Raw genomic sequence first — 22380 nt, forward strand, 5'->3', positions numbered from 1 at the left:
ACAAAACACGGCGGATCGGGTAAACTGCAGGGCATCATGCGCCGGTCCGCTTCGCCCCCGCCACCATCCAGCGCGCCGCGTGCGCTGGAACGTTTCGATGAGGCCAATGTGGCGCGGCTAGGTCTCATCAGCATTCAGGAGCGGATTCCGGACGGCCACAACAGCTGGAGTGTGGAGTTCACAGTCGAAGGGCGTCCGGCACGCCTGAGTTGCGACGCCCTGCCCAAACATGGGGGTGTGCCTCACGGCCTGGACAATGATGTGAGTCTGGCGCTGATCACGCTGTTCATGGAGGACGGCAGTCCTCAGGACGGCACCTTCAGCACCTCGGCGTATCAGATCCTCACCGTGATCGGGCTGGACACCAGCGGCCACTATTACCGGGCGCTCAAGGAGAGTCTGGACCGGCTGACCACCGCGACCTACACGGCCAGCGAAGCGTGGCGCAAGCCGGACGGCCGCTGGACAACCGTCAAGTTCCGCTACATCGACCGGCTGGAGTACACCAGCGATGATGACCGGCTCAGTCTGACGGGGGGCAGCATCCTGCGCATCACCCTGGCCCGCGAAATCGTGCACTCCATCCGCGCCCAGCACATCAAGCCGCTTGACCTGACGTTCCTGACCAGCCTGCAGCGGCCGCTGACCCGCGCGCTGTACCGGTTGCTGGACGCTCAGCGGCGTCAGCCGGAGAGCCTGACCGTCCTGAGCATCGACACCAACATCATCGAATGGGCCAAAGCCTGCAAGATCGTGGACCTCAAACCGGCCAAGATCAAGCGGACGCTGGACGGTGCCCATGAAGAATTGTTGCAGCGCGGGTACCTCAGGCAGGTGAGCTACACCGGGCGAGGTACCAAACAGGTGATCTCCTACCAGTTTGCCCATGAGGTGACGAGTATTCCCGACCCGGAACTGGTCGGTCAGCTCACAGCCTTCGGGGTCACGCCCGGGATGGCCCGCTCGCTGGCCCAGCAGTACCCGGAGGAGCGACTGCTGGAACGGATCGAGCGGTTCCGGGGCATGGTCGCGCGCGGCTATTCTCCGCGCAGCCGCGCCGCCATGCTGGTGGATGTCATTCGGGACGAAGAGGGCAAGTACGCCGATCCTGAAGGCTTTGTGACCGCCGACCAGCGCCAGCGCAGCGAACAGCAACGCCTGCAGAGTGAGCGCCTGTTACAGCAGCGACTCGATGAGGAGGACGAGCGGCGCAGCGAGCAGTACGCGGCCCTGACGCCGCAGGCCCGCGCTGAGCAGGCGCTCAAGACGGTCTCACTGATGTTGGGACGCCGGCTGACCGTCTCGATGCTGGCCGCCCTGCGCGACCTGGTGCTGCGGGGCGAACTGGACGGAGCAGACCTGGTGAAACGCACGACCCGCGCCGCGATGGACCTGAAGCTCGAGGACCTGTCGGCCGAGCTGACCGAACTGGTCCGCAGCCGCTACGACCTGTAGCAGGCACTCAGCCGCTGCGGCGTTCGCGGCGCACGGCCCGCAGTTCTTCGAGCCAGCGCTCCTGGCTGTCCTGATCGCGCAGCACCACCCGCATGGCGGCCTCGAGCGCCTCGTCCACATTGATGCGCGTGAGCTTCAGCTGATCTGCCGCGTCCAGAAGGGCGCGGGTCAGTTCCCGGTGGAGGCTGAGGGGGACCCGACCGGCCAGAGTCTTGACCTCTCCGCGAGGAGCGACGTCCTCCTGAATCGTCGGCTGCCCCTTGCCGGCGCTGAGAGGGGCCTCTGAGGGCTCGGGAACCGGTGGGGTGGGGTCTAGGGGCTGTTCACTCTGCCGGGCCGCCCTGAGGCTGGCAAGGGCGTTTTTTACATCGTTCACGCTGAACCTCCTGCAATCCGGCTGATGAGTTCGGTGGTGGCGGTCTGGTAGTCACGCCAGCACCGCTGTGCCACGTCACCCCGGATGTCCCGCACCAGCAGTGCTGCGTTGGACGCGTCGCGGAAGGCCTCGCTGATCCGGATGCTGGCGCGCATCACCGGTACGCCCAGTTCACTCAGCCCTTTCCGGGCGTTGAGATCCTTCATGCCGCCGGGGCGCACCATGGTCAGCAGCGCGGTGTAGCGGGCCGTGTCAATGCCGCCCGCCCTGAGCACCTCGGCCGTCTGGGCAGCGCCATCCAGTCCGTTGATGTCCGGGCTTGTGGGCAGGAGCACGAGGTCGCTGGTCTGGGCATATTCGATCAGCTTGCCGTTCTCCACACCACCTTCGGTATCGAGCACCACGGCGTCATACATGCTGACGCCCCGGGCCAGCGCGGTAATAGGAATGACCGGGTACGGGAGGTGTCCGCCTCTGGCCCAGGCGGTGGCTGTGCGGATCCGGTCTCCGTCTGCCAGAACGACACGCTGGCCAGCCAGTGCCAGATGGGCGGCCAAGTGAACGGCAGAGGTGGTCTTCCCCACTCCCCCTTTAAGACTGGCCACGCTGATCACCAGTGGCCCCGTAGTTGGCGTGCTCATCGGAGCAACGATACTACATGTGTACAAAAATGTAAATTAAAACATTTGCACACATGTGTACAATTTTGACTGATTACATACCCACAAAGGTGTACACCCAGTATCCTCAAATCGTAACGCCGCCATCACACCTACCCTTCACTTGAGGATGGAGTCACGGCAGGCTCACCTGGGCTGCTTAGCCTCGGTGCAGCCGCGTGCCGATCTGGGCACGCTGGGGAGGGTACATGAAAGCAGTGGTCTGGCAGGCTGTAGGAGATATTCGACTTCAGGACGTTCCGGAACCCGAGCTGCAGGAGCCGACCGACGCCATCGTGCGGCTGACGGCCAGCGCCATCTGCGGCACCGACCTGCATTTCATCCGGGGCACCATGAGCGACATGGTGCCGGGCACCATCCTTGGGCACGAGGGTGTGGGGGTGGTGGAGAAAGTGGGAAGCGAGGTGCGGAATTTCCAGCCGGGCGACCGGGTGGTCATTCCGTCCACCATCTCCTGCGGTGTCTGTCTGCCTTGCCGTGAGGGCAACACCGCACAGTGCGACAATGCCAATCCGAATGGACCGACCGCCGGCACCGCGTTCTACGGCGGCCCCAAGGACTCAGGCCCCTTCAACGGGCTGCAGGCGGAAAAGGCGCGCATTGCCTACGCCCACAGCAGCCTGGTGCGCTTGCCCGACACCGTCAGTGACGACCAGGCGCTCCTCCTGTCTGACATCTTTCCGACCGCGTACTTTGGCGCTGATCTGGCCGGTGTGCGCGTGGGCAGCAGCGTGGCCATCTTCGGGTGCGGCCCGGTGGGGCAGTTCGCGATCATCAGCGCGCGGCTGATGGGGGCGACCCGCATCATTGCGGTGGACCGGGTGCCGGACCGGCTGGAGATGGCTCGGCAGAACGGAGCCGAGGTCATCAACTTCGAGGAAGAGGATCCGGTTGCCGTGATTCAGCAGCTCACAGACAAGCACGGCGTGGACTGCGTCATCGATGTGGTGGGGGTGGACGCCCAGCACGCCCATACCGGCCCGGCAAAACCGGATGCCGAGGAGGAGCAGCAGGATCAGGAGACGGTCCAGAAGACTGCCCCGGACGCCGATCCGCATGACGGTCATTGGGTTCCGGGCGACGCCCCGACTCAGGTGCTTCAGTGGAGCCTGGAAGTGGTCAAGAAGGGCGGCCAGATTGGCATTATCGGGGTGTACCCTCCCAACCTGAACACCTACCCGATCGGGAAGGCCATGAACAAGAACGTGACCCTGCGGATGGGCAACTGCAACCACCGCGCGTACATCCCGCGCCTGGTGGATCTTGTGGCCTCAGGTGTGGTGGATCCGACCCGCGTGCTGACCCGGCAGGAACCGCTGACGGACGTGATCTCGGCGTACGAGGCGTTTGATCAGCGTCAGCCGGGCTGGATCAAGGTCGAACTCGAGCCTGCTCAGTAACGAGTGAAGTGTGTACAGCCCCGCGTGTACACGGGGCTGTTTCATCGTGTACAAATTTACAAACATGTACACATATTCGCATGTTTGTCCTTAACAGATCTGCACCACGTCCAGTTCCAGCAGAGCTCCGAGCTTCTGCAGGTGACTGGCCAGGTGCCCCACGCCGATGGCACAGTGGTGCGCCGGTCCCCGGGCATTCCAGTCCTCGACGAATTTCCGTGCGCCGGTCGGAAAGCGGTAGCGGCTGTTGGTATTGCCGATCTCCAGCGTCGGACCTGGGACGCTCTCGCCCTCAGCCACCAGGAGCCGCACCTGGCTGGCCCGCTCCACCACCGAGAGCAGGGTGACCGGACCGTGCTGCACACTCATCTCCACGCTCAGCCCCCGGCCCACCTTGCCGTGATACACCTGCAGCGGCCTCACCTTGGTCCGGCCCTGGGCGATGCGGGGATGGCCGGGGCCATCGTGGCCCATCAGCACCACGTCGTCTTGGAGGTCCAGGGCGTAGTACTCGGTGAACGAGCCACCCGCCCCAAAACTGTCCATGATCTTCATGGCCTGCGCGTTCTTGACCTCGTACTCGCCGGCCACCGGCACCCCCTGGGCGGTGAGGCGCGAGCAGCCCAGGATCACGCTGCTGATCACGTCCTCGTTCTCACTGCCGGGCGCGCCTTCGGCGTAATAGGCCAGCGAGCCCAGCTGATGCCGCGCCACCAGCCGGTCCAGCGCCACGCTGGTGCGGGCCGCCCGTTCCAGCTCCTGCGGGTCACAGTCCAGCTGCACCTCGAACTCATCGTGGAAGTCCTGCACCCGGGCTGCCGCCTCCGCTGCCGTCACCTCGCGCCGCAGCTGGGCCAGCTCGTCCACCTCCATGATCTCGATGTGTCCTCCGAAGCTGATCGCCTGCAGCGTCAGGTCGCTGTAGATGTCCAGCATGCCGTTGTAGTACCGGCCCATCACGCCCAGCCGGTTGTGCCTCATGATGTGGGCCACCCGCGCCGCCTCGATCCAGCCGTCGACCTCCTGCCAGACGTGCGGGTCGCCGTGCAGCACCCCCGTCACCTGATGAAAAGGCAGGCGCGCCCGTCGGAACACGTTGGCGATCTCCGGGACCGGACACGCCGCGCAGTAGGCGAGCCACTCGCCGGTCATGCGGGTGCGGTCGCCCAGCGCGTTGAAACGGGCATAGTCAATGGCCGCCTCCGGTTGCAGGTTCAGGATGATCACTGGCACCCCGGCCCGCTGCACCACCGGCAGCACGGTGCTGGACACGGCGTAGGTGGTGACGTACAGGAAGATCAGGTCCACGTCGGCCCGGCGGAAGTCATGGCCCGCCTGCATGGCCTTCTGCGGGGTATCGATCAGGCCCAGGTTGACGATCTCCACGCCCGGCCGGGCCAGCCGCTGTTCCACCTCGGTCACGTAGCCCTTCAGGCGCTCCTCCAGGCCCTCGAACTGTGGCCAGTAGGTGTCCAGCCCGATGCCGAACAGGCCAATGCGGAACGGGTAGGTGGTGTGAGCCGGCTGGGTCATGGATGTGCCTCCTTGAAGTGAATAGACGCAGGCCCGCCCGGACAGCACACGGGACGGGCCTGCCGGCAGGGGCGAGCAGCGCCCCGCGGCTTCAGAAGTTGAACTTGTCGATGTTGGCCTTGTCGAAGGTGGTGGGCGGGCCTAGCACCACCTCGCCGTTCTTGCCGACCGTGTACTTGCCGAGCTTGCCGGCGGTGAAGGTGTCGCCCTCCTTGCCGGTGATCTGATTGCTGGCCAGCGCGGCGGCGGCGTAGGCGGCCAGGTAGCCCAGGTCGGCGGGGTTCCACAGCTGGAAGGCCGTGACGGTGCCGTCCTTGACGAACTGGCGCATCTGGTTGGGGGTGCCTAGGCCGGTCAGCACCACCTTGCCCTTGCTGGGGCTGGTGCTGAGGTACCGCGCGCCGGCCGAGATGCCCACCGTGGTGGGCGAGATCACGCCCTTCAGGTTCGGGTACGCCTGGATCAGGCCCTGCATTTCGGTGAACGACTTCTGGTCGTCGTCGTTGCCGTAGGCGATCTTTACCAGCCGCATGTTCTTGTACTTGGGCAGCTTCAGCTCCTCCTGCATCCACTTGATCCAGGTGTTCTGGTTGGTGGCGTTGGGGGTGGCCGAGAGGATGGCGATGTCGCCGGTGTAGTTGATCAGCTTGCCGAGCAGCTGCACCTGGGCCCGGCCGATGCCCTCCGAGTTGGCCTGGTTGATGAAGATGTTGCGGCCCTCGGGCGCGGTGTCCGAGTCGAAGGTCACGACCTTCGTGCCGCCCTGCATGGCCCGCTTCAGGTACGGCACCAGAGCGTTGGCGTCGTTGGCGGCGATCACGATGGCGTCCTGCTTCTGGGCGATCAGGGTGTTGATGTAGCTGACCTGACTGCTGGCCCCGGCGTCGGACGGCCCCACCGCCTTGCCCACGCCCCCGAATTCCTTGATGGCGGCCAGGCCCCCGTTGTCGGCGATCACCTCGTAGGGATTGTTGATCTGCTTGGGCAGAAAGGCGATCTTCAGGCCCTTCTTAAGGGCCGGCTGGGCCAGGGCCACAGCCCCGATGCCGAGCGTGACGGTGAGGGCGGACAGAGCGAATGCGCGGTGCTTCATAGGAACCTCCAGGGACAGGAGAAGGACGGGCAGGAGAGCGGGGGAGAGGGCGCGGCAGGTCAGCTCACGGCGTCCCCCACGGGGCGCACGGCGCGCCGTTCGCGGGCCGCCCGCAGCCGGGCCAGCAGGTTGGGCACCAGCACCGAGCCGATCAGCAGCAGGCCCGTGACGATGGTCAGAATTTCGTTCGAGACGTCCACGATGGTCAGGGCGCCGTTGATGATGCCGATCAGAAAGACGGCCGCCACCGCGCCCACCACGCTGCCGCGCCCGCCGAAGATGCTCACGCCGCCCAGCAGCACCGCCGCGATCACCCCGAGTTCCAGGCCGGTGCCGTTGTCGCCGCGCGCGCTGGAGAAACGGAAGGTATACACAATGCCGGCCAGGGCCGCCATCAGCCCCGACATGACGAACAGCAGCAGCTTGATGCGCTCCACCTGTACCCCGGCGAAGCGGGCGGCCATGCTGTTGGCCCCGATGGCGTACAGCCGGCGGCCAAAGGCGGTGGCGTGCAGCAGGACGGCGGTCAGGACCGCCAGCACGGCGAAGAGCGCCATCGGAATCGGGATGGCCGTACCGGGGACCGTGCCGAAGCCCAGATTTGTGTAGAACGGCGGGAAGTCCGCGATGGCCCGGTCGCCCAGCAGCGCGTAGGCCAGCCCCCGGTACAGCGCCAGCGTGCCGATGGTGACGGCCAGACTCGGCAGCCCCAGCCGGGTGACCAGCAGGCCGTTGAGCAGCCCGGCCAGCCCGCCCGCCAGGAAGGTGAGCAGGATCGCCAGCGGCATCGGCACGTGCGCGGCCCACAGGGTGCCGAGCAGCGCGCTGGCCAGCCCCAGAATGCTCGCCACCGACAGGTCGATCTCGGCCACGATGATGATCAGGGTCATGGTGAGCGCCATCAGCGCGATCTCGCTGAAGTTGGCGGTCAGGAACGACAGGTTGGAGGCGGTCAGGAAGTCCGGCGACAGCAGCGCGCCGCCCAGCAGCGCCAGCACCACCAGCGCCAGAATGGTGGCCTCCCAGCCGAGCAGGCCTCGAACGCTCTTCATTTGGGGCCTCCCTGCAGCCGCCGGGCGGTGCGCCGCGACAGCACAATGTCCACGCTGATGGCCAGCAGCAGCAACGCGCCCTGGATGGCCTGCTGGTAGAAGGCCGGGGCCCGCAGCGTCACCAGCGCCGAGCCGATCACGCCCAGCAGCAGCGCCCCGATGCCGGCCCCGGCGATGGTGCCCACGCCGCCGTTGATGCTGACGCCGCCCACCACCGCTGCCGCGATCACCTGCAACTCCAGCCCCGACCCGGCGCTGGCGTCCACCGTGCCGTAGCGGGCCAGGTACAGCACCCCGGCCAGCCCGGCGATGGCGCCGCTCAGCACGAAGCCGGTCAACGTCCGGCGCTGCACCCGGATGCCGGCCAGCACCGCCGCCTCCTGATTGCTGCCGATGGCGTAGTACTCGCGCCCGCCCCGGTAGCTGCCCAGGTAGACGGCGAAGCCCACCATCACCAGCAGCACCAGCAGCACCAGATTCGGGACGCCCAACACGCTGCCGGTGGCGAAGTTCAGGAAGCTGGGCGGCAGGTTGGCGGCGTTGATCTGGCCGCCATGCACGATGGCGTAGTCGGCGCCGCGGTACACGTACAGCGTGCCGAGGGTGGCGACCAGCGCCGGCACCCGTCCGTAGGCGACCAGCAGGCCGTTGATGGTACCGGCCACCGCGCCGAGCAGCAGACCGAACAGCAGGGCTAGCGGCAGCGGCAGGCTCGGCTGCGCCACGAACAGCGCGCCGCTCAGGAAGGCGCTCAGGCCCACCACGCTGCTCACGCTCAGGTCCACGTGGCGCATCAGCAGCACCACCGTCTGGCCCACCACCACCAGTCCGATGATCGCCACGTTCAGCAGCAGGTCGCGGACGCTGCCCACGCTCAGGAAGCGCGGATTGATGGCCGTGGTCACGCCCATCAGCACCGCCAGCAGCAGCACCAGGCTCAACTCGCGGGCGCGCAGCAGCTGCTGCACCGGGTTGGCCCTCGCCGCCGAGGCCGGCACTTCGCTGGGGCTGGCGGTCATGCGGCACCGCCCAGGTCCTGGCTGCGCTGGCCGGTCGCCAGCCACATCACCGCTTCCTCGCTGGCCTGCTCGCGGCTCAGCTCGCCCACCAGCCGGCCCTCGCGCATCACCAGGATGCGGTCGGCCATGCCCAGCACCTCCGGCAGGTCGGAGCTGATCATCAGCACCGCCAGTCCGGCGGCGGCCAGCTCGGCCAGCACCCGGTGCACCTCGGCCTTGGCGCCCACGTCAATGCCGCGGGTGGGTTCGTCCACGATCAGCACGGCCGGTCCGGTGGCCAGCCACTTGGCCAGCACCACCTTCTGCTGGTTGCCGCCCGACAGGCTGCTGACCGGGTCCGACAGCCGGTGCGCCTTGAGCTGCAGCTGCGAGGTCCACTGCTGCGCGCTGCGGTCCTCGGCGGCCCGGTCCATCAGCAGGCCCCGGCCCAGCCGGTTCAGGATGGCGAGGTTGGCGTTTCGCTCGATGGACAGCTCCATCACCAGGCCCTGCTGGCGGCGGTCCTCCGGCACCAGCCCCAGGCCGGCGCGCATCGCGAGGCGCGGCTGCAGGGGGGGAATGGTGTGGCCGTTCACCTGCACCGAGCCGTGCTCGCGCGGGTCAATGCCGAACACCGCGCGCGCCACCTCACTGCGGCCAGCCCCCACCAGCCCGGCCAGCCCCACGATCTCACCCCGGCGCACCGTGAAACTCACATCGTCGAACATGCCCGGCTGCGACAGGCCGCTCACCTTGAGGGCCACCTCGCCCGGCTGCGTCTGGGCGTGCGGGTACAGCTCACCCAGGTCGCGGCCCACCATCTGCCGCACCACGCTGCCGGGCGTGTAGTCGCCGATCACGCCGGCGCTCACCCACTGCCCGTCGCGCATGATCGTGACGCGCTGGCACTCGGCGAACACCTCCTCCAACCGGTGCGTGATGAACAGAATGGCGGCGCCGCGCGCCCGCAGGCTGCGCACCACCCGGAACAGCCGTTCGGTTTCCTGCAGCGTCAGGGCGGCGGTCGGCTCGTCCATGATCAGCACCTGCGCGTTCAGCGACAGCGCCTTGGCGATCTCCACGATCTGCTGGTCGGCGATGCTCAGGCCGCGCACCAGCCGGGCCGGGTCCAGCGCCACGCCCAGCTCCTGCAGAATGCCGGCCACCTGCCGCTGCATGGTCCGTTTGTCGATGCGGCCGAGCCGCGTGGCCGGCTGACGGCCCATCAGCACGTTTTCGGCCACGGTCAGGTCCGGGAAGAGGGTCGGCTCCTGGTAGATGATCGCCACGCCGGCCGCCCGCGCCTCGCCGGGACCACGGAACACGACCGGCTGGCCGCCGATCTGCAGCTCACCCGCGTCGGCCTGATGCACGCCCGCCAGGATCTTGACCAGGGTGCTCTTGCCGGCCCCGTTCTCGCCCAGCAGCGCGTGCGCCTCGCCGGGATACAGCTCCAGGCTGACGTTCCGGAGGGCCTGCACCGGCCCAAAGCGTTTGCTGGCCCCGCTCAGCGTCAGGCGGGGAACGTTCACAGCGGTGCCCGGACGCGCCTCAGTCAAGGTGAAACACCTCCTCTAGCTGCAGAAAGCCCTCGTCTGGCGCCAGACCGTCCAGGGCCTCAAAGTACGGGGCCATGTCGGCCTGCCAGCGGCTGTTCACCTCGCGCCGGGCCATGCCTTCGCGCGCCGCCTCCAGGCTGGGCGTCTCGAAGTAGCCGACCAGCAGGCCGTCAGGGCGCAGGAACAGCGAGTAGTTGTGCCAGCCGGTGTCGTGTAGCGCGGCGAGCATGTCGGGCCAGACGGCCCGGTGACGCTCCCGGTACGCCTCCAGCCGGTCGGGCCGGACCTGAAGCAGAAAGCAGACCCGTGTGAGGGGTGTAGACGGTACAGACATACGCCTCCGGGCGGTGGAATGTGCGGTTCGAGCTGGCAGACACGGCGCCTCACCGGCACCGGGTCCACCCAGCAGGCTGGTTGTGGGTCCTGGGTTTATTGAACTGCACAACACAAAAAAATGCAAGCTCTTGTCAGTTCGTGTTCGTTTGGTGTTAGATTGTGGCATGGTCACAGAAATAGTGGCGCTCCAGTCGGGGCGTCAACAGGACATCCTGCGGCGGGCCCTGCGTGACCGGGTGGTGCGCGTCAAGGACCTGGCCGCCGAATTCGGGGTCCACGAGATGACGGTTCGCCGCGACCTGGACGCCCTGTGCGAGCAGGGCAAACTGGAGCGGGTGCACGGGGGAGCACGCCTGCCGGAGCGCGGCAGCGAGGAGCTGTCCCACCAGCTGCGGGCCGGTCAGCACGTGGAGGCCAAGGAACGCATCGCGCGCGCCGCCCTGGCGCTGATCCAGGACGGCGACACGGTGGCGCTGGACGCCAGCACCACCAGCCTCGCGCTGGCGCGGCTGCTGCCCAGCAAACAGGTGCAGGCCATCGCCTGCAGCCTGGACACCGCCAACGTGCTGGCAGCGGGCGGGGTGCCGTTCCTGCTGGTGGGCGGCAACTTCCACGTGCCGGCGCGCAGTTTCGTGGGCGCCTTCTTCATGGACACCATGAGCCGGCTGCATCCGGACCGGGTGTTCTTCTCGGCCAAGGCCTACACGCCGGAGACCGGCTTCACCGACCCGCACCTGCCGGAGGTGGGCGCCAAGCAGACGCTGATCCGCTCGGGTGGCAGCGCGGTCGCGCTGCTTGACAGCAGCAAGCTGGGCCGCCGGGCGCTCGCCACCATCGCCACCCACGCCGACATCCAGACCTTCATCACCGAAACCGAGCCGCCCGAAGCCATCCGCGCCCAGCTGGAAGCCGACGACATCCAGCTGATCGTGGCCGGCTGAAGTGCAGAGGACCCTATGACATCAGACCAGACCGAGCTGTTCGCCGCCCTCAGCCGCCAGCGCATCGAGACGCCCTCCTGGGGCTATGGCAACAGCGGCACCCGCTTCAAGACCTTCGCGTGGCCCGGCGCAGCCCGCACCATTCATGAAAAGCTGGACGACGCCGCCGAGGTGCAGCGCCTGACCGGCATCGCGCCGAGCGTAGCGCTGCACATCCCCTGGGACGAGGTGGAGGACTACACGGCGCTCCGCCGCTACGCCGAAGGGCTGGGCCTGAGCATCGGGGCCATCAACCCCAACGTGTTCCAGAACGACCGCTACCGGCTGGGCAGCGTGACCAGCCCGGACCGACAGACGCGCGAGCAGGCCCTTCAGCACCTGCTGCACTGCGTGGACGTGATGCGCCAGACCGGCAGCCGGGACCTGTCGCTGTGGTTCGCGGACGGGACCAACTACGCCGGTCAGGACGACCTGCGCAGCCGTAAGCACCGCATGCGCGAGGCGCTGCAGCAGGTGCACGGCGCCCTGCCGGACGGCGCGCGCATGCTGGTGGAGTACAAGCTGTTCGAGCCGGCCTTCTACGCCACCGACCTCTTTGACTGGGGCGCGGCGTATGCGCACTGCCTCGCGGTGGGCGAGAAGGCGCAGGTGCTGGTGGACCTGGGGCACCACGCGCCGGGCGTGAACATCGAGCAGATCGTGGCGTTCCTGCTGGACGAGGGGCGGCTGGGCGGGTTCCACTTCAACGCGCGCCGGTACGCCGACGACGACCTGATCGTGGGCAGCAGCAACCCCTTCGAGCTGTTCTGCATCTACGCCGAGCTGGTGGCGGCCGAGCGCAGCAGCGACGCGCAGACCCGCGCCGCCGCCGAGGGCGTGGCCTACATGATCGACCAGAGCCACAACATCGAGCCGAAGGTGGAGGCGATGCTGCAGAGCGTCCTGAACTGCCAGGAGGCGTACGCCAAGGCCCTGCTGATCGACCGGGACCTGCTCGCCGAGGCGCAGGCGGCCGGCGACGTGCTGGGCGCCCACCGCGTCCTGACCGACGCCTTCCGCACCGACGTGCGCCCGCTGCTGCAGGGCTGGCGCGAGGAACGCGGGCTGCCGCAGGACCCGATCCGCGCTCACCGGGAAAGCGGCCACCAGCAGCGGGTCGCGGAGCTGCGCGGCACCGTCGCCGGGGGCGGCGGCTACCCGGAAGAACCCGTCCCGACCCCCGTCTGACTCCGCCCCGTCCACCTGCCAAGAGGAGCGCCATGACCACTGAACCGCACACCCGGACCATCATTGAAGACCGCTGGAACGACGCCGAGGCCCCGAGCGGCGACGGCCTCGCCTCGCTGGCCTACCGCTCGCGGCTGCTGGGCGCCGACCGGCGGCTGGTGAACATCTACGGCGGCAACACCAGCACCAAGAGCGTGGAGCAGGACCATCTGGGCCGCGAGGTCACGGTGCTGTGGGTCAAGGGGTCCGGGAGTGACATCGCCAGCATCAGCGAGCGGGGTTTTGCCGGCCTGAAGCTCGACGAGGTGCTGCCGCTGTTTGAGCGCCCCAGCATGAGCGACGAGGAGATGACCGCCTACCTCGACCGCACGGCCTTTGAGGTCGGGCGGCCCCGGCAGAGCATCGAGACGCTGCTGCACGCCTTTGTGCCGGCCAAACACGTAGACCACACCCACCCGGACGCGATCATCGCCATCGCCTGCACCCCGAATGGTCCGGAGATCATGCGCGAGATCTACGGCGAGCGGGCCGCCTGGGTGGACTACATCCGCCCCGGCTTCACGCTCTCACAGCAGATCGGGGCGGCGGTGCGCGACAACCCCGGCCTGGAGTGCGTGGTGATGGGCAAGCACGGGCTGGTGACCTGGGGCGACACCTCGAAGGAGACGTACCAGCGCACCCTCAGCATCATCCGGGAGGCGCAGGTGTACCTGGACGCCCATCCGGAGGCGCAGCCGTTCGGTGGCGCGCGGGTGGCGACAGTACCGGACGCCGACCGGTCGGCGCTGCTGGCCCGCCTGCTGCCGGTGCTGCGCGGGGCCATGAAGGGCGAGCGGCCGGTGATCCTGAGCGTGGACCACAGCCCGGAGGTGCTGGCCTTCGTGAACTCGCAGGCTGCTGCTCAGCTGTCCCAGGTGGGCGCGGCCTGCCCGGACCATCTGGTGCACACCAAGCGGGTGCCGCTGTATCTGGACTGGGCACCGGAGCAGGGCGAGGAGGCGCTGGTACAGGCCGCGCAGCAGGGCGTGGACCAGTTCCGCAGCGACTATGCCCGCTACTTCGAGGAGAACCGCAGCGAGGGCGACGTGATGTTCGCGCCGAGCCCCAGGGTGGTGCTGATTCCCGGCCTGGGCATGGTGACCAGCGGCCCCGACGCGATGGGGGCGGAGGTGTCGCGGCAGCTGTACGTGCGGGCCATCCAGGTGATGAAGAGCGCCAGCGCCCTGGGCGGCTTCGTGAGCCTCTCGGCGGCAGAGAGCTACGCCATCGAGTACTGGCCGCTGGAGCTGTACAAACTGAGCCTCAAGCCGGCCCCGAAGGTCCTGGACGGCCATGTGGCGCTGGTGACCGGCGCGGCCAGCGGCATCGGCCGGGCCATCGCGCGGCGGCTGGCCCAGGACGGCGCCCACCTGGTGATCGCGGACCTGAACGAAGGCGGGGGCGCCGAGGTGGCAACCGAACTGGTGCAGGCACGCGGCTTCCGGCGCGCCATCAGCGTGGGCATGAACGTCACCGAGGAAGCGCAGGTGCAGGCGGCCTACACAGCGGCGATCCTGGCGTACGGGGGCGTGGACATGGTGGTCAACAACGCCGGCATCGCCAGCAGCGCCCCCATCGAGGACACCTCGCTGGAGATGTGGGACCGCAACCAGAGCATCCTGTCCACGGGGTACTTCCTGGTGGCCCGCGAGGCCTTCCGGGTGATGAAGCGGCAGGGCACCGGCGGCAACCTGGTGTTCATCGGCAGCAAGAACAGCGTGGCGGCCGGCAAGAACGCGGCGGCCTACAGCGCGGCCAAGGCCGCCGAGCTGCATCTGGCGCGCTGTCTGGCCGAGGAAGGGGGCGCGGCGGGCATCCGGGTCAATTCGGTGCTGCCGGACGGCATCCTGGCGGGGAGCGCCATCTGGGACGGCCGCTGGCGGGCCGAGCGGGCCGCCACCTACGGCATCGCCCCGGACGAGCTGGAAGCGTTCTACCGCAACCGCACCACCCTCAAGGTCAATGTGTTCCCGGAAGACATCGCCGAGGCAGTGGCGTACTTCGGGTCGCCGGCCGCCAGCAAGACCACCGGCGGCGTGCTCACGGTGGACGGAGGCGTGCCCACCGCGTATGTGCGCTGAGCTCACGCGTCATGTGGCGGTGGACCTGGGCGCCAGCAGCGGCCGGGTGGCGCTGGGTACCGTGCAGGACGGCCGGCTGGAGGTGGAGATCCTGCACCGGTTCCCTAACGGCGGGGTGCCGGTGCAGGGCCGGCTGTACTGGGACGTGCTGGGCCTGTGGCGCGAGGTGCTGCGTGGCCTGAGTCTCGCCGCGCAGCACGGCCCGGTCAGCAGCGTGGGCGTCAACTCCTGGGCGGTGGACTACGCCCTGCTGGACCGCGACGGCGAGCTGATGGGCGGGGTTCGGCACTACCGCGACCCGCGCACCGAGAGTCAGATGGAGCGAGCCTTCGGGCGGCTGCCCCGCGAGCAACTCTATCAGCGCACCGGCATCCAGTTCCTGCCGTTCAACACGGCGTATCAGCTGCGCTCGGAACCCCAGCAGCGGTTGGAGCAGGCCGCCACGGTGCTGCTGCTGCCGGACCTGCTGCACCACTGGCTGGGCGGCCCGCCGGTGGCGGAGATCAGCAACGCCAGCACCACCCAGCTGTATGACCCGCAGGCTCGGGCGTGGGCGCTGGACGTGCTGGAAGGCTTAGAGCTTCCGGCGCGGCTGCTGCCCCGGCTGGTTGAGCCCGGCACGGTCCTGGGGCCGCTCTCCGCTGAGGTGGCGCGCGAGACCGGCCTGAGCGGCGCGCAGGTGGTGGCCCCGGCCACCCACGACACAGCCTCCGCCGTGGCGGCCGTCCCGGCACAGGGCGAGGACTGGGCCTATGTGTCGTCCGGCACATGGTCGCTGGTGGGCCTGGAGGTGCCGGAGCCGGTCATCACGCCGGAGAGCCTGCATCACAATCTCACCAACGAGGCGGGGGTGGCCGGCACCACCCGGCTGCTCAAGAACGTGATGGGCCTGTGGATGGTGCAGGAGTGCTGCCGCGCGTGGGGCCGCACCGATTTCGCCGAGCTGTACGCCGAGGCCGGGCAGGTCGCGCCGGGCGGCCCGCAGCTGGACCCGGACGACCCGCGCTTCCTGCCGGCAGGCCTGGACATGCCGGAGCGCATTCAGGCTGTCTGCCGCGAGCGTGGCCAGCCGGTGCCGGACGGCCAGGCGGCGGTGGTGCGCTGCATCCTCGATAGCCTGGCCCGGCGCACCGCCGAGGTGCTCTCGGTGCTGGAGCGGGTGTCGGGCCGCACCGTCAGCACGGTGCACGTGGTGGGCGGCGGCTCGCAGATCGGCCTGCTCAACCAGCTGATCGCGGACGCGTCCGGGCGGCGCGTGCTGGCCGGGCCGGTGGAGGCCACCCTGCTCGGGAACCTGCTGGTGCAGGCGCAGGCCATGGGCGCGGTCCCGACCGGACACCTGCGTGCCGTGGTCCGGGCTTCTGTGGAGCTGACCGAATACCTGCCCCACTCACATCCACAGGCGGCGTCCGCGCTGTAGGAAAAGGAATCCATGACCTCCACCCCGCACCTTGGTTGCTGCCCATGACCATCGACCTGTTTCTTACCTGCCTGAATGACGCCCTGTTTCCCCGGACCGGTCTGGCGATGGTGTCGCTGCTGGAGCGGCTGGGCCACACGGTTCGCTTCAACGAGGCCCAGACCTGCTGCGGCCAGATGCACTTCAACACCGGCTACCAGCCGGAGGCGCTGACCCTGGTCCGCAAGTTTGTGCACGACTTCCGGGACGCCGAGGTGATCGTGGCGCCCAGCGGATCGTGTGTGGCCTTCGTGCGCGACCTGTACCCGAAGGCCGCCGAGTGGGCCGGAGACGAGCAGCTGCTGGACGAGGTGCGCCGGCTGGGCGAGCGCACCTTTGAGCTCTCGGAATTTCTGGTGAACGTGCTGGGCGTGGAGGACGTGGGGGCAGCCTACCCGCACCGCGTCACCTACCATCCCACCTGTCACGCGGCCCGGCTGCTGCGGGTCGGCGACGCGCCGCTGCGGCTGCTGCGCCGGGTGCGCGGCCTGCAGCTGGTGGAGTTGCCGGCCGCGGAGCAGTGCTGCGGCTTTGGCGGTACCTTCAGCGTCAAGAACCCGGAAACCAGCACCGCCATGCTGGCCGACAAGGTGCAGCACGTGATGGACACCGGCGCGGAAGTCTGCACCGCCGGGGACAACAGCTGCCTGATGCACATCGGCGGCGGGCTGAGCCGCCTGCAGAGCGGGACCGGCGTGGTGCATCTGGCCGAGATCCTGGCCAGCACCGGGGCCGCGTCGTGAGCGCCGGGGGCATACGGCCCGCCCGGCCGTTTCCGGAAGCGGCCCGTGAGACGCTGCAGGACCACCAGATGCGCCGCAACCTGCGCCACGCCACCACCACCATCCGGGAGAAACGCGAGCGCGCGGTGGCGGAGGTGCCGGACTGGGAGCGGCTGCGTGACCGGGGAGCGGCCATCAAGGACGCGACGCTCTCGGACCTGGCCGAGCAGCTGCTGACCCTGGAGGCCAGCGTGACCCGCGCGGGCGGTACGGTCCACTGGGCCAGGGACGCCGAGGAAGCGCGGACCATCGTGGCCGATCTGGTGCAGGGTCACGGTTCAGACGAGGTCATCAAGGTCAAGAGCATCGCCACCGACGAGATCGAGTTGAATGCGGCGCTGGAGCAGCGCGGCATTCACGTCACCGAGACGGATCTGGCCGAGCTGATCGTGCAGCTGGCCGGCGACACGCCCAGCCACATTCTGGTGCCGGCCATCCACAAGAACCGCGCCGAAATCCGCGCCCTGTTCCAGCGGACGCTCGGGGCCGAACTCGACACCGACGAGCCGGCGCGCCTCGCCGAGGTGGCCCGGCTGTACCTGCGCGAAAAGTTCCTGACCACCCGCGTGGCGGTGTCGGGCGCCAACTTCGCGGTGGCCGAGAGTGGGACCGTGTGTGTGGTCGAGTCGGAGGGCAACGGCCGGATGTGCGTCACGCTGCCGGAGGTGCTGATCACGGTGATGGGCATCGAAAAGGTGCTGCCGCGCTGGGCCGACATCGCGCCCTTCCTGCAGCTGCTTCCCCGCAGCAGCACCGCCGAGCGCATGAACCCCTACACCAGCTTCTGGAGCGGCGTGACCCCGGGGGACGGGCCCCAGGCGTTTCATCTGGTGCTGCTGGACGCGGGCCGCACCGACGTGCTGGCGGACCCGGTGGGCCGTCAGACGCTGCGCTGCATCCGCTGCTCGGCGTGCCTGAACGTCTGTCCTGTGTACGAGCGGACAGGTGGACACGCGTACGGCAGTGTGTACCCGGGACCGATCGGGGCGATCCTGACGCCGCAACTGCTTCACTTGGAGAACGACAACGCCAACACGCTGCCGTGGGCCAGCAGCCTGTGTGGCGCGTGCTACGACGCCTGTCCGGTCAAGATCAACATTCCGGAGGTGCTGATCTCGCTGCGCGGTCAGGTGACGGCGGCCAAACCGCTGGACGTGGAGGGCGTGGCCATGAAGACCGCCGCCTGGCTCTTTGCCGAGCCGCACCGCTTCGAGGGGGCCATCCGGCTGGCGCGGCTGGGACAGGGGCCGCTGGTGAAACATGGGGCCATCCACGCCCTGCCGGGGTTGCTGGGCGGCTGGACGGGCACCCGCGACCTGCCGGCCCTGCCGCCGAAGAGCTTCCGCGAGCTGTGGCGCGACCGTGTGAACGGAGAGCAGGCATGAGCGGCGAGGCGAGGCTGGAAATCCTGAGCCGCATCTACCGGGCACAGGTGGCTCCGGCGGCCGCGGTGCCGTTCGCCGCGCCGCTGCCCAGCCGCCCGCAGGCGGAGGTGGTGCAGCAGTTTGCCGAGTACGCTGCCGAGTACCGCGCACACGTACAGCGGGTCAGTGAAGGGGAACTGGCGGAACGGATTCTCACGCTGTTGACCGGCCGGCGGGTGCTGGTGCCGGAGGGGCTGCCGGAAGCCTGGTGGACCCGCCTGGACGCCGTCACCGATGCGGGCCAGAGCCACCGGGACCTGAGCCGCTGTGAGGCGGTGCTGACCACCTGCGCAGCAGCGATCGCGGAAACCGGCACGGTGGTGCTGGACCACGGCCCCGGTCAGGGGCGGCGGGCGCTGACACTGATTCCCGACCTCCACGTGTGCGTGGTGCGGGCTACCCAGGTGGTGGATTCGGTGGCGGAGGCGGTTCAGCGGCTGGAGGACAGCGTGCGCGCGGGCCGGCCACTCACCTGGATCAGCGGACCCAGCGCCACCAGCGACATCGAACTCAGCCGGGTGGAGGGCGTCCACGGTCCCCGCCGGCTGCACCTGCTGCTGCTTGAAGATGGGCAGGCGCACGACTGACTAGAGTTGTTCAGTTGTACACATGTTCGTTTGCCTGCACGTTCTCTGCTCGGACGCTAAAGCCGATCTCAAGCGCAGATCCGGCTCGGGCGGGCAGACTGGGGTATGGATATTCAGGCACAGATCGAGCGCGCAGGTTTTCCGCCCGGAGTTCAGGTGAGCAGTTACACCGAGCCGGACCTGAATGTGGGCGGCACCGTGTTCCGGATCATGCGGCGCGAAGCGGGGGTCAAGTACGGCCTGGAGATCGTCCTGACGGCTGAGGCGATTGAGCGGTACGGCGAGGGCCCCACCATCGCCACCGTGCTGCACGAACTGCGGCGGCACGCGGAAGAGGGGCTCCCGGCCGTAGAGCCGGGCCAGGAATATGAACGTCTGGTCTTTACCGGCGACTGACCGGCCGGGTCCGCCGGAGCGGATATGATTCAGGACGTTGTTCGCCGGGCTGTCCTCTGCGCTGTGCCGCAGGGCGGCCCGCCCGTTTTGCCCTTTCGTGTCAGGAGTCTCAGGCATGCAGTGGAAGTCATTTGTCGCCCTCGGACGCCTGCCCAACTTTTTTGGCTACATGCTGGCGGTCCTGATGCTGGGGCTGGCCCTGTCGTTCGCTGCGCCCTATCTGTCCCTGTTCGGGGCCGACGAGGTGGGCATGTCCCCGCTGGCCCTCGGCCTCTTCATGACCTGCACCAGCGTCAGCAGCATCGTGATCAGCACCCGGCTGGGCCGCTGGTCTGATCGCCGGGCCAGCCGCCGTCCGCTGGTACTGCTCGCCATCGTGGCGGCGGGGGTGGGCTACCTGCTGTTCTCAGTGACGCGCAACTACCTGCTGCTGTTGGTGATTTCCAGCGTGTTTCTGGGCACCGGCGCGGCGGCGTTTCCACAGCTGTTCGCGCTGGCCCGCGCCCAGATCGGCAGCGGCACACTTGGCGACCAGGCCAGCGCGCTGCTCAGGTCGGTGTTCTCACTGGCCTGGGTGGGCGGACCAGGTATCGGGGCGCTCCTGCTGGCCGGCGGCGGGTTCCGGGGGCTGTACCTGGGGACCGCCGCATGTTTTGCGGTGGCCGCGGTGCCGGTCCTGCTCGCCCGGGTCGGGCAGACTCCGCAGGCGGGTGGTCGAGCTGAGCCGGTGATGCTGGAAGGGGCGCCACCGGCCCGCCCGGTGTGGCTGGTGGCGCTCAGCTTTGTGCTGTACGGCACGTCCATGTCGATGGGCGCCATCAGCCTGCCGATTCACGTCACCCACGCCCTGCATGGCACCACTGCAAACGTGGGTTTCCTGGTGGGGCTGTGCGCGTTAGCCGAGATTCCGATCATGCTGGCCTTCGTGCTGTTCCCGCGCCGGGTGCAGAACGAGCGCCTGATTGTGCTGGGCTTCGGACTGTTCGTGCTGTACTTCGTGCTGGTGTATGTCGCGCCGGGCATGGGCCTGCTGATCGTGGCTCAGCTGGTGCGGGCGGTGGTGATCGGCATCGCGGCGTGTCTGGGCATGGCGTACTTCCAGGACCTGATGCCGGGACGTTTCGGGGCCGCCACCACCCTGTTCGCCAACACCACCAATGCCGGTTCCATGCTGGCCGGCCTGATCACCGGTGTGGTGGCGCAGGCGTTCGGGTACCACGCGGTGTTTCTGGTGTGCGCGGTGCTGTCCATCACCTCCTGGGGCCTGCTGCTGGCGGTGCGGCGCGGCTTCAATGTTCAGCCGAAGCAGGCCGCGCAGCTGTTTCGCCGCCGCTCACGGGGCACGTGAAGGGAGGTCAAGAGACCGCCAGAGCCTGGCTAGGGCATGGCCGCAGGGTGCAGGCCGGATGGTCTTACACCCCCAGCAAAACAATGTATCCATTTGAGGAAGCCGTACCAGCCTCACCGATCTTCCTAAGGCAGTGCAAGGGTCCGTCAGCCTGCTCTTGAGGAACTGCACACATTGAACGAGATAGCCACCGATGAGGAGCACGTGATGGAAGCGAGGTCATAGCGGTTCAGGAACTGGGCCCTTGCCGTGTCGGCCCAGTTGCCAAAAAAGATGCGTTCAGACCGAGCAACGGTGCACAGACCACTAATCGTTCTGTGTCACTGCTCAAACGGAATATTCCGAACGACCATTTTGGGGACGGACGCCTTGCCAGCTGAAGATGCACCCGGCTGATTGGAGAACTTTTTCCGCTACAGCTCCCAGCAGATCGTGCAGGGAAAACCGTTATATCGGGCGCGCTTCGGTTCACCTGATGCGTTTTTTGGGGCGATAAGACACGGCTCAGGCCTCAGGTTTGGCTGAGCCTGGGGTCCGCCTGCGGGCAGAGGAGGCGAGGAATCATTTACCGGCCCTCTGGCCCGTCGCCTACGAGATGCTTAGCCGTTCAGCGGTAGCACTTGGTTCAGGAAGGCCAGCTTTTGACGGTCCTGATGCGCCTGTCCGCCTTCGTGCCGATTGAACGGATACACCTCAATGGCTTTCGGGCCGGCGTAGTGGTTGTACGCAGCGTACACGGTGCTGGGCGGACAGATGTCGTCCATCAGGCCCACACTGAAGAGTGCCGGCGCCTGAGCCCGCCTCGCGAACTGAAGGCCGTCGAAGTAACGCAATGTCTGTGCGGCCCGCCCGGCCTGGTCGCGGTGGATTCGCAGGTACTGCGCGATCTCGCCGTAGGGGAGACTATCGGTGATGCGGATTGCCCGCTCGAAGTGGCACAGGAACGGCACATCCGGCAGGCAGGCCGCCACATCCGGCACCAGCCCGCTGGCCGCCAGCGCCAGCCCACCACCCTGACTTCCCCCGGTGACTGCGACCCGTGCCGGATCGATGGCCGGATGCTGCCGGGCGGCCGCAATGGCCAACGCCGCGTCGGTGTAGACGCGCCGGTAGTAGTACTGCTGCCGGTCCTGGATGCCCTGGGTCATAAACCCCGGCAGATGCGGTTCCCCGCCCCCACTGCGGTCGGCGGTGTCCCCGGTGCGCCAGGCGCTGCCCTGACCGCGCGTGTCCATGATGAAGTGGGCGTAGCCGGCGCTGGCATACAGGAGCCACTCGTGCGGCTGGCCGCGCCCGCCCCCGTACCCGATGTACTCGACCACACACGGCAGCGGGCCGCGCCGCTGCCGTGGCAGCACCAGCCAGCCCCGGACCGGGTCGCCGCCATAACCGCTGAAGGTCACGTCCAGCACCTCCAGCAGCGACAGCGGCGTGTCGGTCGGCTCAAAGCGCGCCGGGCCGGCCAGCGCCCTGGCCTGGGTCAGCGTCTCGTCCCAGAAGGCCTGGAAGTCGGCGGGCTCGTGGGGGTCCGGAAGATACCGTTCCAGCTCATCCAGAGGCAGATCGAAGTGGGCCACCCTTCAGCTATACCGCCGCGGCGCTGTGCGGCACAAG

General features: G+C 68.2%; 20 protein-coding genes. 11 read left to right on the forward strand and 9 right to left on the reverse strand.

The window, feature by feature from the left end:
• Nucleotides 1–36: 36 nt before the first annotated feature.
• Nucleotides 37–1455 carry a replication initiator protein A gene (locus ABOD76_RS20975; RefSeq protein WP_350245659.1) on the forward strand — a complete coding sequence of 473 codons (1419 nt, stop codon included), beginning with the start codon at nt 37–39 and terminating at the stop codon, nt 1453–1455.
• 7 nt (nt 1456–1462) lie between these two features.
• Here ABOD76_RS20975 and ABOD76_RS20980 read toward each other — a convergent pair whose 3' ends face one another.
• Together ABOD76_RS20980 and ABOD76_RS20985 are read right to left on the reverse strand one after the other, a co-directional pair.
• A complete protein-coding gene (locus tag ABOD76_RS20980) occupies nt 1463–1831 on the reverse strand; it encodes a hypothetical protein (RefSeq protein ID WP_350245660.1) in 369 nt (122 codons plus the stop codon).
• A complete protein-coding gene (locus ABOD76_RS20985) occupies nt 1828–2472 on the reverse strand; it encodes a ParA family protein (protein ID WP_350245661.1) in 645 nt (214 codons plus the stop codon). Before ABOD76_RS20985 ends, ABOD76_RS20980 begins: the two co-directional genes overlap by 4 nt.
• A 227-nt stretch (nt 2473–2699) precedes the next feature.
• Here ABOD76_RS20985 and ABOD76_RS20990 point away from each other — a divergent pair, with 227 nt between their 5' ends.
• A complete protein-coding gene (locus ABOD76_RS20990; protein ID WP_350245662.1) occupies nt 2700–3911 on the forward strand; it encodes a zinc-dependent alcohol dehydrogenase in 1212 nt (403 codons plus the stop codon).
• 90 nt (nt 3912–4001) lie between these two features.
• On the opposite strand, the gene ABOD76_RS20995 is transcribed toward ABOD76_RS20990, so the two are convergent.
• The 6 genes from ABOD76_RS20995 to ABOD76_RS21020 form a co-directional block, all read right to left on the reverse strand.
• On the reverse strand, nt 4002–5444 hold the full coding sequence (locus ABOD76_RS20995; protein WP_350245663.1) for a hypothetical protein: 1443 nt from the start codon (nt 5442–5444) through the stop codon (nt 4002–4004).
• A gap of 91 nt (nt 5445–5535) precedes the next feature.
• Nucleotides 5536–6537 (reverse strand): rhamnose ABC transporter substrate-binding protein, encoded by a 1002-nt coding sequence (gene rhaS, locus ABOD76_RS21000; RefSeq protein ID WP_350245664.1) that lies wholly within the window; start codon nt 6535–6537, stop codon nt 5536–5538.
• A gap of 59 nt (nt 6538–6596) precedes the next feature.
• A complete protein-coding gene (locus ABOD76_RS21005) occupies nt 6597–7589 on the reverse strand; it encodes an ABC transporter permease (RefSeq protein ID WP_350245665.1) in 993 nt (330 codons plus the stop codon).
• Nucleotides 7586–8608, reverse strand: coding sequence for an ABC transporter permease (locus ABOD76_RS21010; protein WP_350245666.1), 1023 nt, complete (start codon nt 8606–8608; stop codon nt 7586–7588). Before ABOD76_RS21010 ends, ABOD76_RS21005 begins: the two co-directional genes overlap by 4 nt.
• Entirely contained in the window at nt 8605–10146 is a 1542-nt protein-coding gene (locus ABOD76_RS21015; RefSeq protein ID WP_350245667.1) for a sugar ABC transporter ATP-binding protein, read from the reverse strand. Before ABOD76_RS21015 ends, ABOD76_RS21010 begins: the two co-directional genes overlap by 4 nt.
• Nucleotides 10139–10480 carry an L-rhamnose mutarotase gene (locus tag ABOD76_RS21020; protein WP_350245668.1) on the reverse strand — a complete coding sequence of 114 codons (342 nt, stop codon included), beginning with the start codon at nt 10478–10480 and terminating at the stop codon, nt 10139–10141. Before ABOD76_RS21020 ends, ABOD76_RS21015 begins: the two co-directional genes overlap by 8 nt.
• A 166-nt stretch (nt 10481–10646) precedes the next feature.
• On the opposite strand from ABOD76_RS21020, the gene ABOD76_RS21025 reads away from it, so the two are divergent.
• The 9 genes from ABOD76_RS21025 to ABOD76_RS21065 all read left to right on the forward strand — a co-directional run bounded on the left by ABOD76_RS21025 (nt 10647) and on the right by ABOD76_RS21065 (nt 20766).
• On the forward strand, nt 10647–11423 hold the full coding sequence (locus tag ABOD76_RS21025) for a DeoR/GlpR family DNA-binding transcription regulator (RefSeq protein ID WP_350245669.1): 777 nt from the start codon (nt 10647–10649) through the stop codon (nt 11421–11423).
• A 15-nt stretch (nt 11424–11438) separates the two neighbouring features.
• Nucleotides 11439–12650 (forward strand): L-rhamnose isomerase, encoded by a 1212-nt coding sequence (rhaI, locus tag ABOD76_RS21030; RefSeq protein WP_350245670.1) that lies wholly within the window; start codon nt 11439–11441, stop codon nt 12648–12650.
• 32 nt (nt 12651–12682) lie between these two features.
• On the forward strand, nt 12683–14770 hold the full coding sequence (locus tag ABOD76_RS21035; RefSeq protein WP_350245671.1) for a bifunctional aldolase/short-chain dehydrogenase: 2088 nt from the start codon (nt 12683–12685) through the stop codon (nt 14768–14770).
• A complete protein-coding gene (locus ABOD76_RS21040) occupies nt 14760–16190 on the forward strand; it encodes a rhamnulokinase (protein ID WP_350245672.1) in 1431 nt (476 codons plus the stop codon). The genes ABOD76_RS21035 and ABOD76_RS21040 overlap by 11 nt, the downstream gene beginning before the upstream one ends.
• Nucleotides 16191–16234: 44 nt before the next feature.
• The gene (locus ABOD76_RS21045; protein WP_350245673.1) at nt 16235–16972 is read left to right on the forward strand and encodes a (Fe-S)-binding protein; all 738 of its coding nucleotides are present in this window, start codon (nt 16235–16237) and stop codon (nt 16970–16972) included.
• Nucleotides 16973–17040: 68 nt separating this feature from the next.
• Nucleotides 17041–18396, forward strand: a complete 1356-nt coding sequence (locus ABOD76_RS21050; protein ID WP_433961780.1) for a lactate utilization protein B — start codon at nt 17041–17043, stop codon at nt 18394–18396.
• On the forward strand, nt 18393–19022 hold the full coding sequence (locus ABOD76_RS21055) for a LutC/YkgG family protein (RefSeq protein ID WP_350245675.1): 630 nt from the start codon (nt 18393–18395) through the stop codon (nt 19020–19022). The genes ABOD76_RS21050 and ABOD76_RS21055 overlap by 4 nt, the downstream gene beginning before the upstream one ends.
• A gap of 105 nt (nt 19023–19127) precedes the next feature.
• A complete protein-coding gene (locus ABOD76_RS21060) occupies nt 19128–19418 on the forward strand; it encodes a hypothetical protein (RefSeq protein WP_350245676.1) in 291 nt (96 codons plus the stop codon).
• Between the two features lie 115 nt (nt 19419–19533).
• Nucleotides 19534–20766, forward strand: coding sequence for a sugar efflux transporter (locus ABOD76_RS21065; RefSeq protein ID WP_350245677.1), 1233 nt, complete (start codon nt 19534–19536; stop codon nt 20764–20766).
• A gap of 599 nt (nt 20767–21365) precedes the next feature.
• On the opposite strand, the gene ABOD76_RS21070 is transcribed toward ABOD76_RS21065, so the two are convergent.
• The gene (locus ABOD76_RS21070; protein WP_350245678.1) at nt 21366–22343 is read right to left on the reverse strand and encodes an acetylxylan esterase; all 978 of its coding nucleotides are present in this window, start codon (nt 22341–22343) and stop codon (nt 21366–21368) included.
• Nucleotides 22344–22380: the final 37 nt, after the last annotated feature.

Source organism: Deinococcus sonorensis KR-87 (assembly GCF_040256395.1).
In the GTDB taxonomy this organism is placed as follows: Bacteria; Deinococcota; Deinococci; order Deinococcales; family Deinococcaceae; genus Deinococcus; species Deinococcus sonorensis.

Bases quoted from the DNA above. Each gene is read 5' to 3' on its own strand.
- ABOD76_RS20975 (WP_350245659.1), top strand. From the start codon at position 37: ATGCGCCGGTCCGCTTCGCCCCCGCCACCATCCAGCGCGCCGCGTGCG.
- ABOD76_RS20985 (WP_350245661.1), bottom strand. From the start codon at position 2,472: ATGAGCACGCCAACTACGGGGCCACTGGTGATCAGCGTGGCCAGTCTT.
- ABOD76_RS20990 (WP_350245662.1), top strand. From the start codon at position 2,700: ATGAAAGCAGTGGTCTGGCAGGCTGTAGGAGATATTCGACTTCAGGAC.
- ABOD76_RS20995 (WP_350245663.1), bottom strand. From the start codon at position 5,444: ATGACCCAGCCGGCTCACACCACCTACCCGTTCCGCATTGGCCTGTTC.
- rhaS (WP_350245664.1), bottom strand. From the start codon at position 6,537: ATGAAGCACCGCGCATTCGCTCTGTCCGCCCTCACCGTCACGCTCGGC.
- ABOD76_RS21005 (WP_350245665.1), bottom strand. From the start codon at position 7,589: ATGAAGAGCGTTCGAGGCCTGCTCGGCTGGGAGGCCACCATTCTGGCG.
- ABOD76_RS21010 (WP_350245666.1), bottom strand. From the start codon at position 8,608: ATGACCGCCAGCCCCAGCGAAGTGCCGGCCTCGGCGGCGAGGGCCAAC.
- ABOD76_RS21020 (WP_350245668.1), bottom strand. From the start codon at position 10,480: ATGTCTGTACCGTCTACACCCCTCACACGGGTCTGCTTTCTGCTTCAG.
- ABOD76_RS21025 (WP_350245669.1), top strand. From the start codon at position 10,647: ATGGTCACAGAAATAGTGGCGCTCCAGTCGGGGCGTCAACAGGACATC.
- rhaI (WP_350245670.1), top strand. From the start codon at position 11,439: ATGACATCAGACCAGACCGAGCTGTTCGCCGCCCTCAGCCGCCAGCGC.
- ABOD76_RS21035 (WP_350245671.1), top strand. From the start codon at position 12,683: ATGACCACTGAACCGCACACCCGGACCATCATTGAAGACCGCTGGAAC.
- ABOD76_RS21040 (WP_350245672.1), top strand. From the start codon at position 14,760: ATGTGCGCTGAGCTCACGCGTCATGTGGCGGTGGACCTGGGCGCCAGC.
- ABOD76_RS21045 (WP_350245673.1), top strand. From the start codon at position 16,235: ATGACCATCGACCTGTTTCTTACCTGCCTGAATGACGCCCTGTTTCCC.
- ABOD76_RS21050 (WP_433961780.1), top strand. From the start codon at position 17,041: ATGCGCCGCAACCTGCGCCACGCCACCACCACCATCCGGGAGAAACGC.
- ABOD76_RS21055 (WP_350245675.1), top strand. From the start codon at position 18,393: ATGAGCGGCGAGGCGAGGCTGGAAATCCTGAGCCGCATCTACCGGGCA.
- ABOD76_RS21060 (WP_350245676.1), top strand. From the start codon at position 19,128: ATGGATATTCAGGCACAGATCGAGCGCGCAGGTTTTCCGCCCGGAGTT.
- ABOD76_RS21065 (WP_350245677.1), top strand. From the start codon at position 19,534: ATGCAGTGGAAGTCATTTGTCGCCCTCGGACGCCTGCCCAACTTTTTT.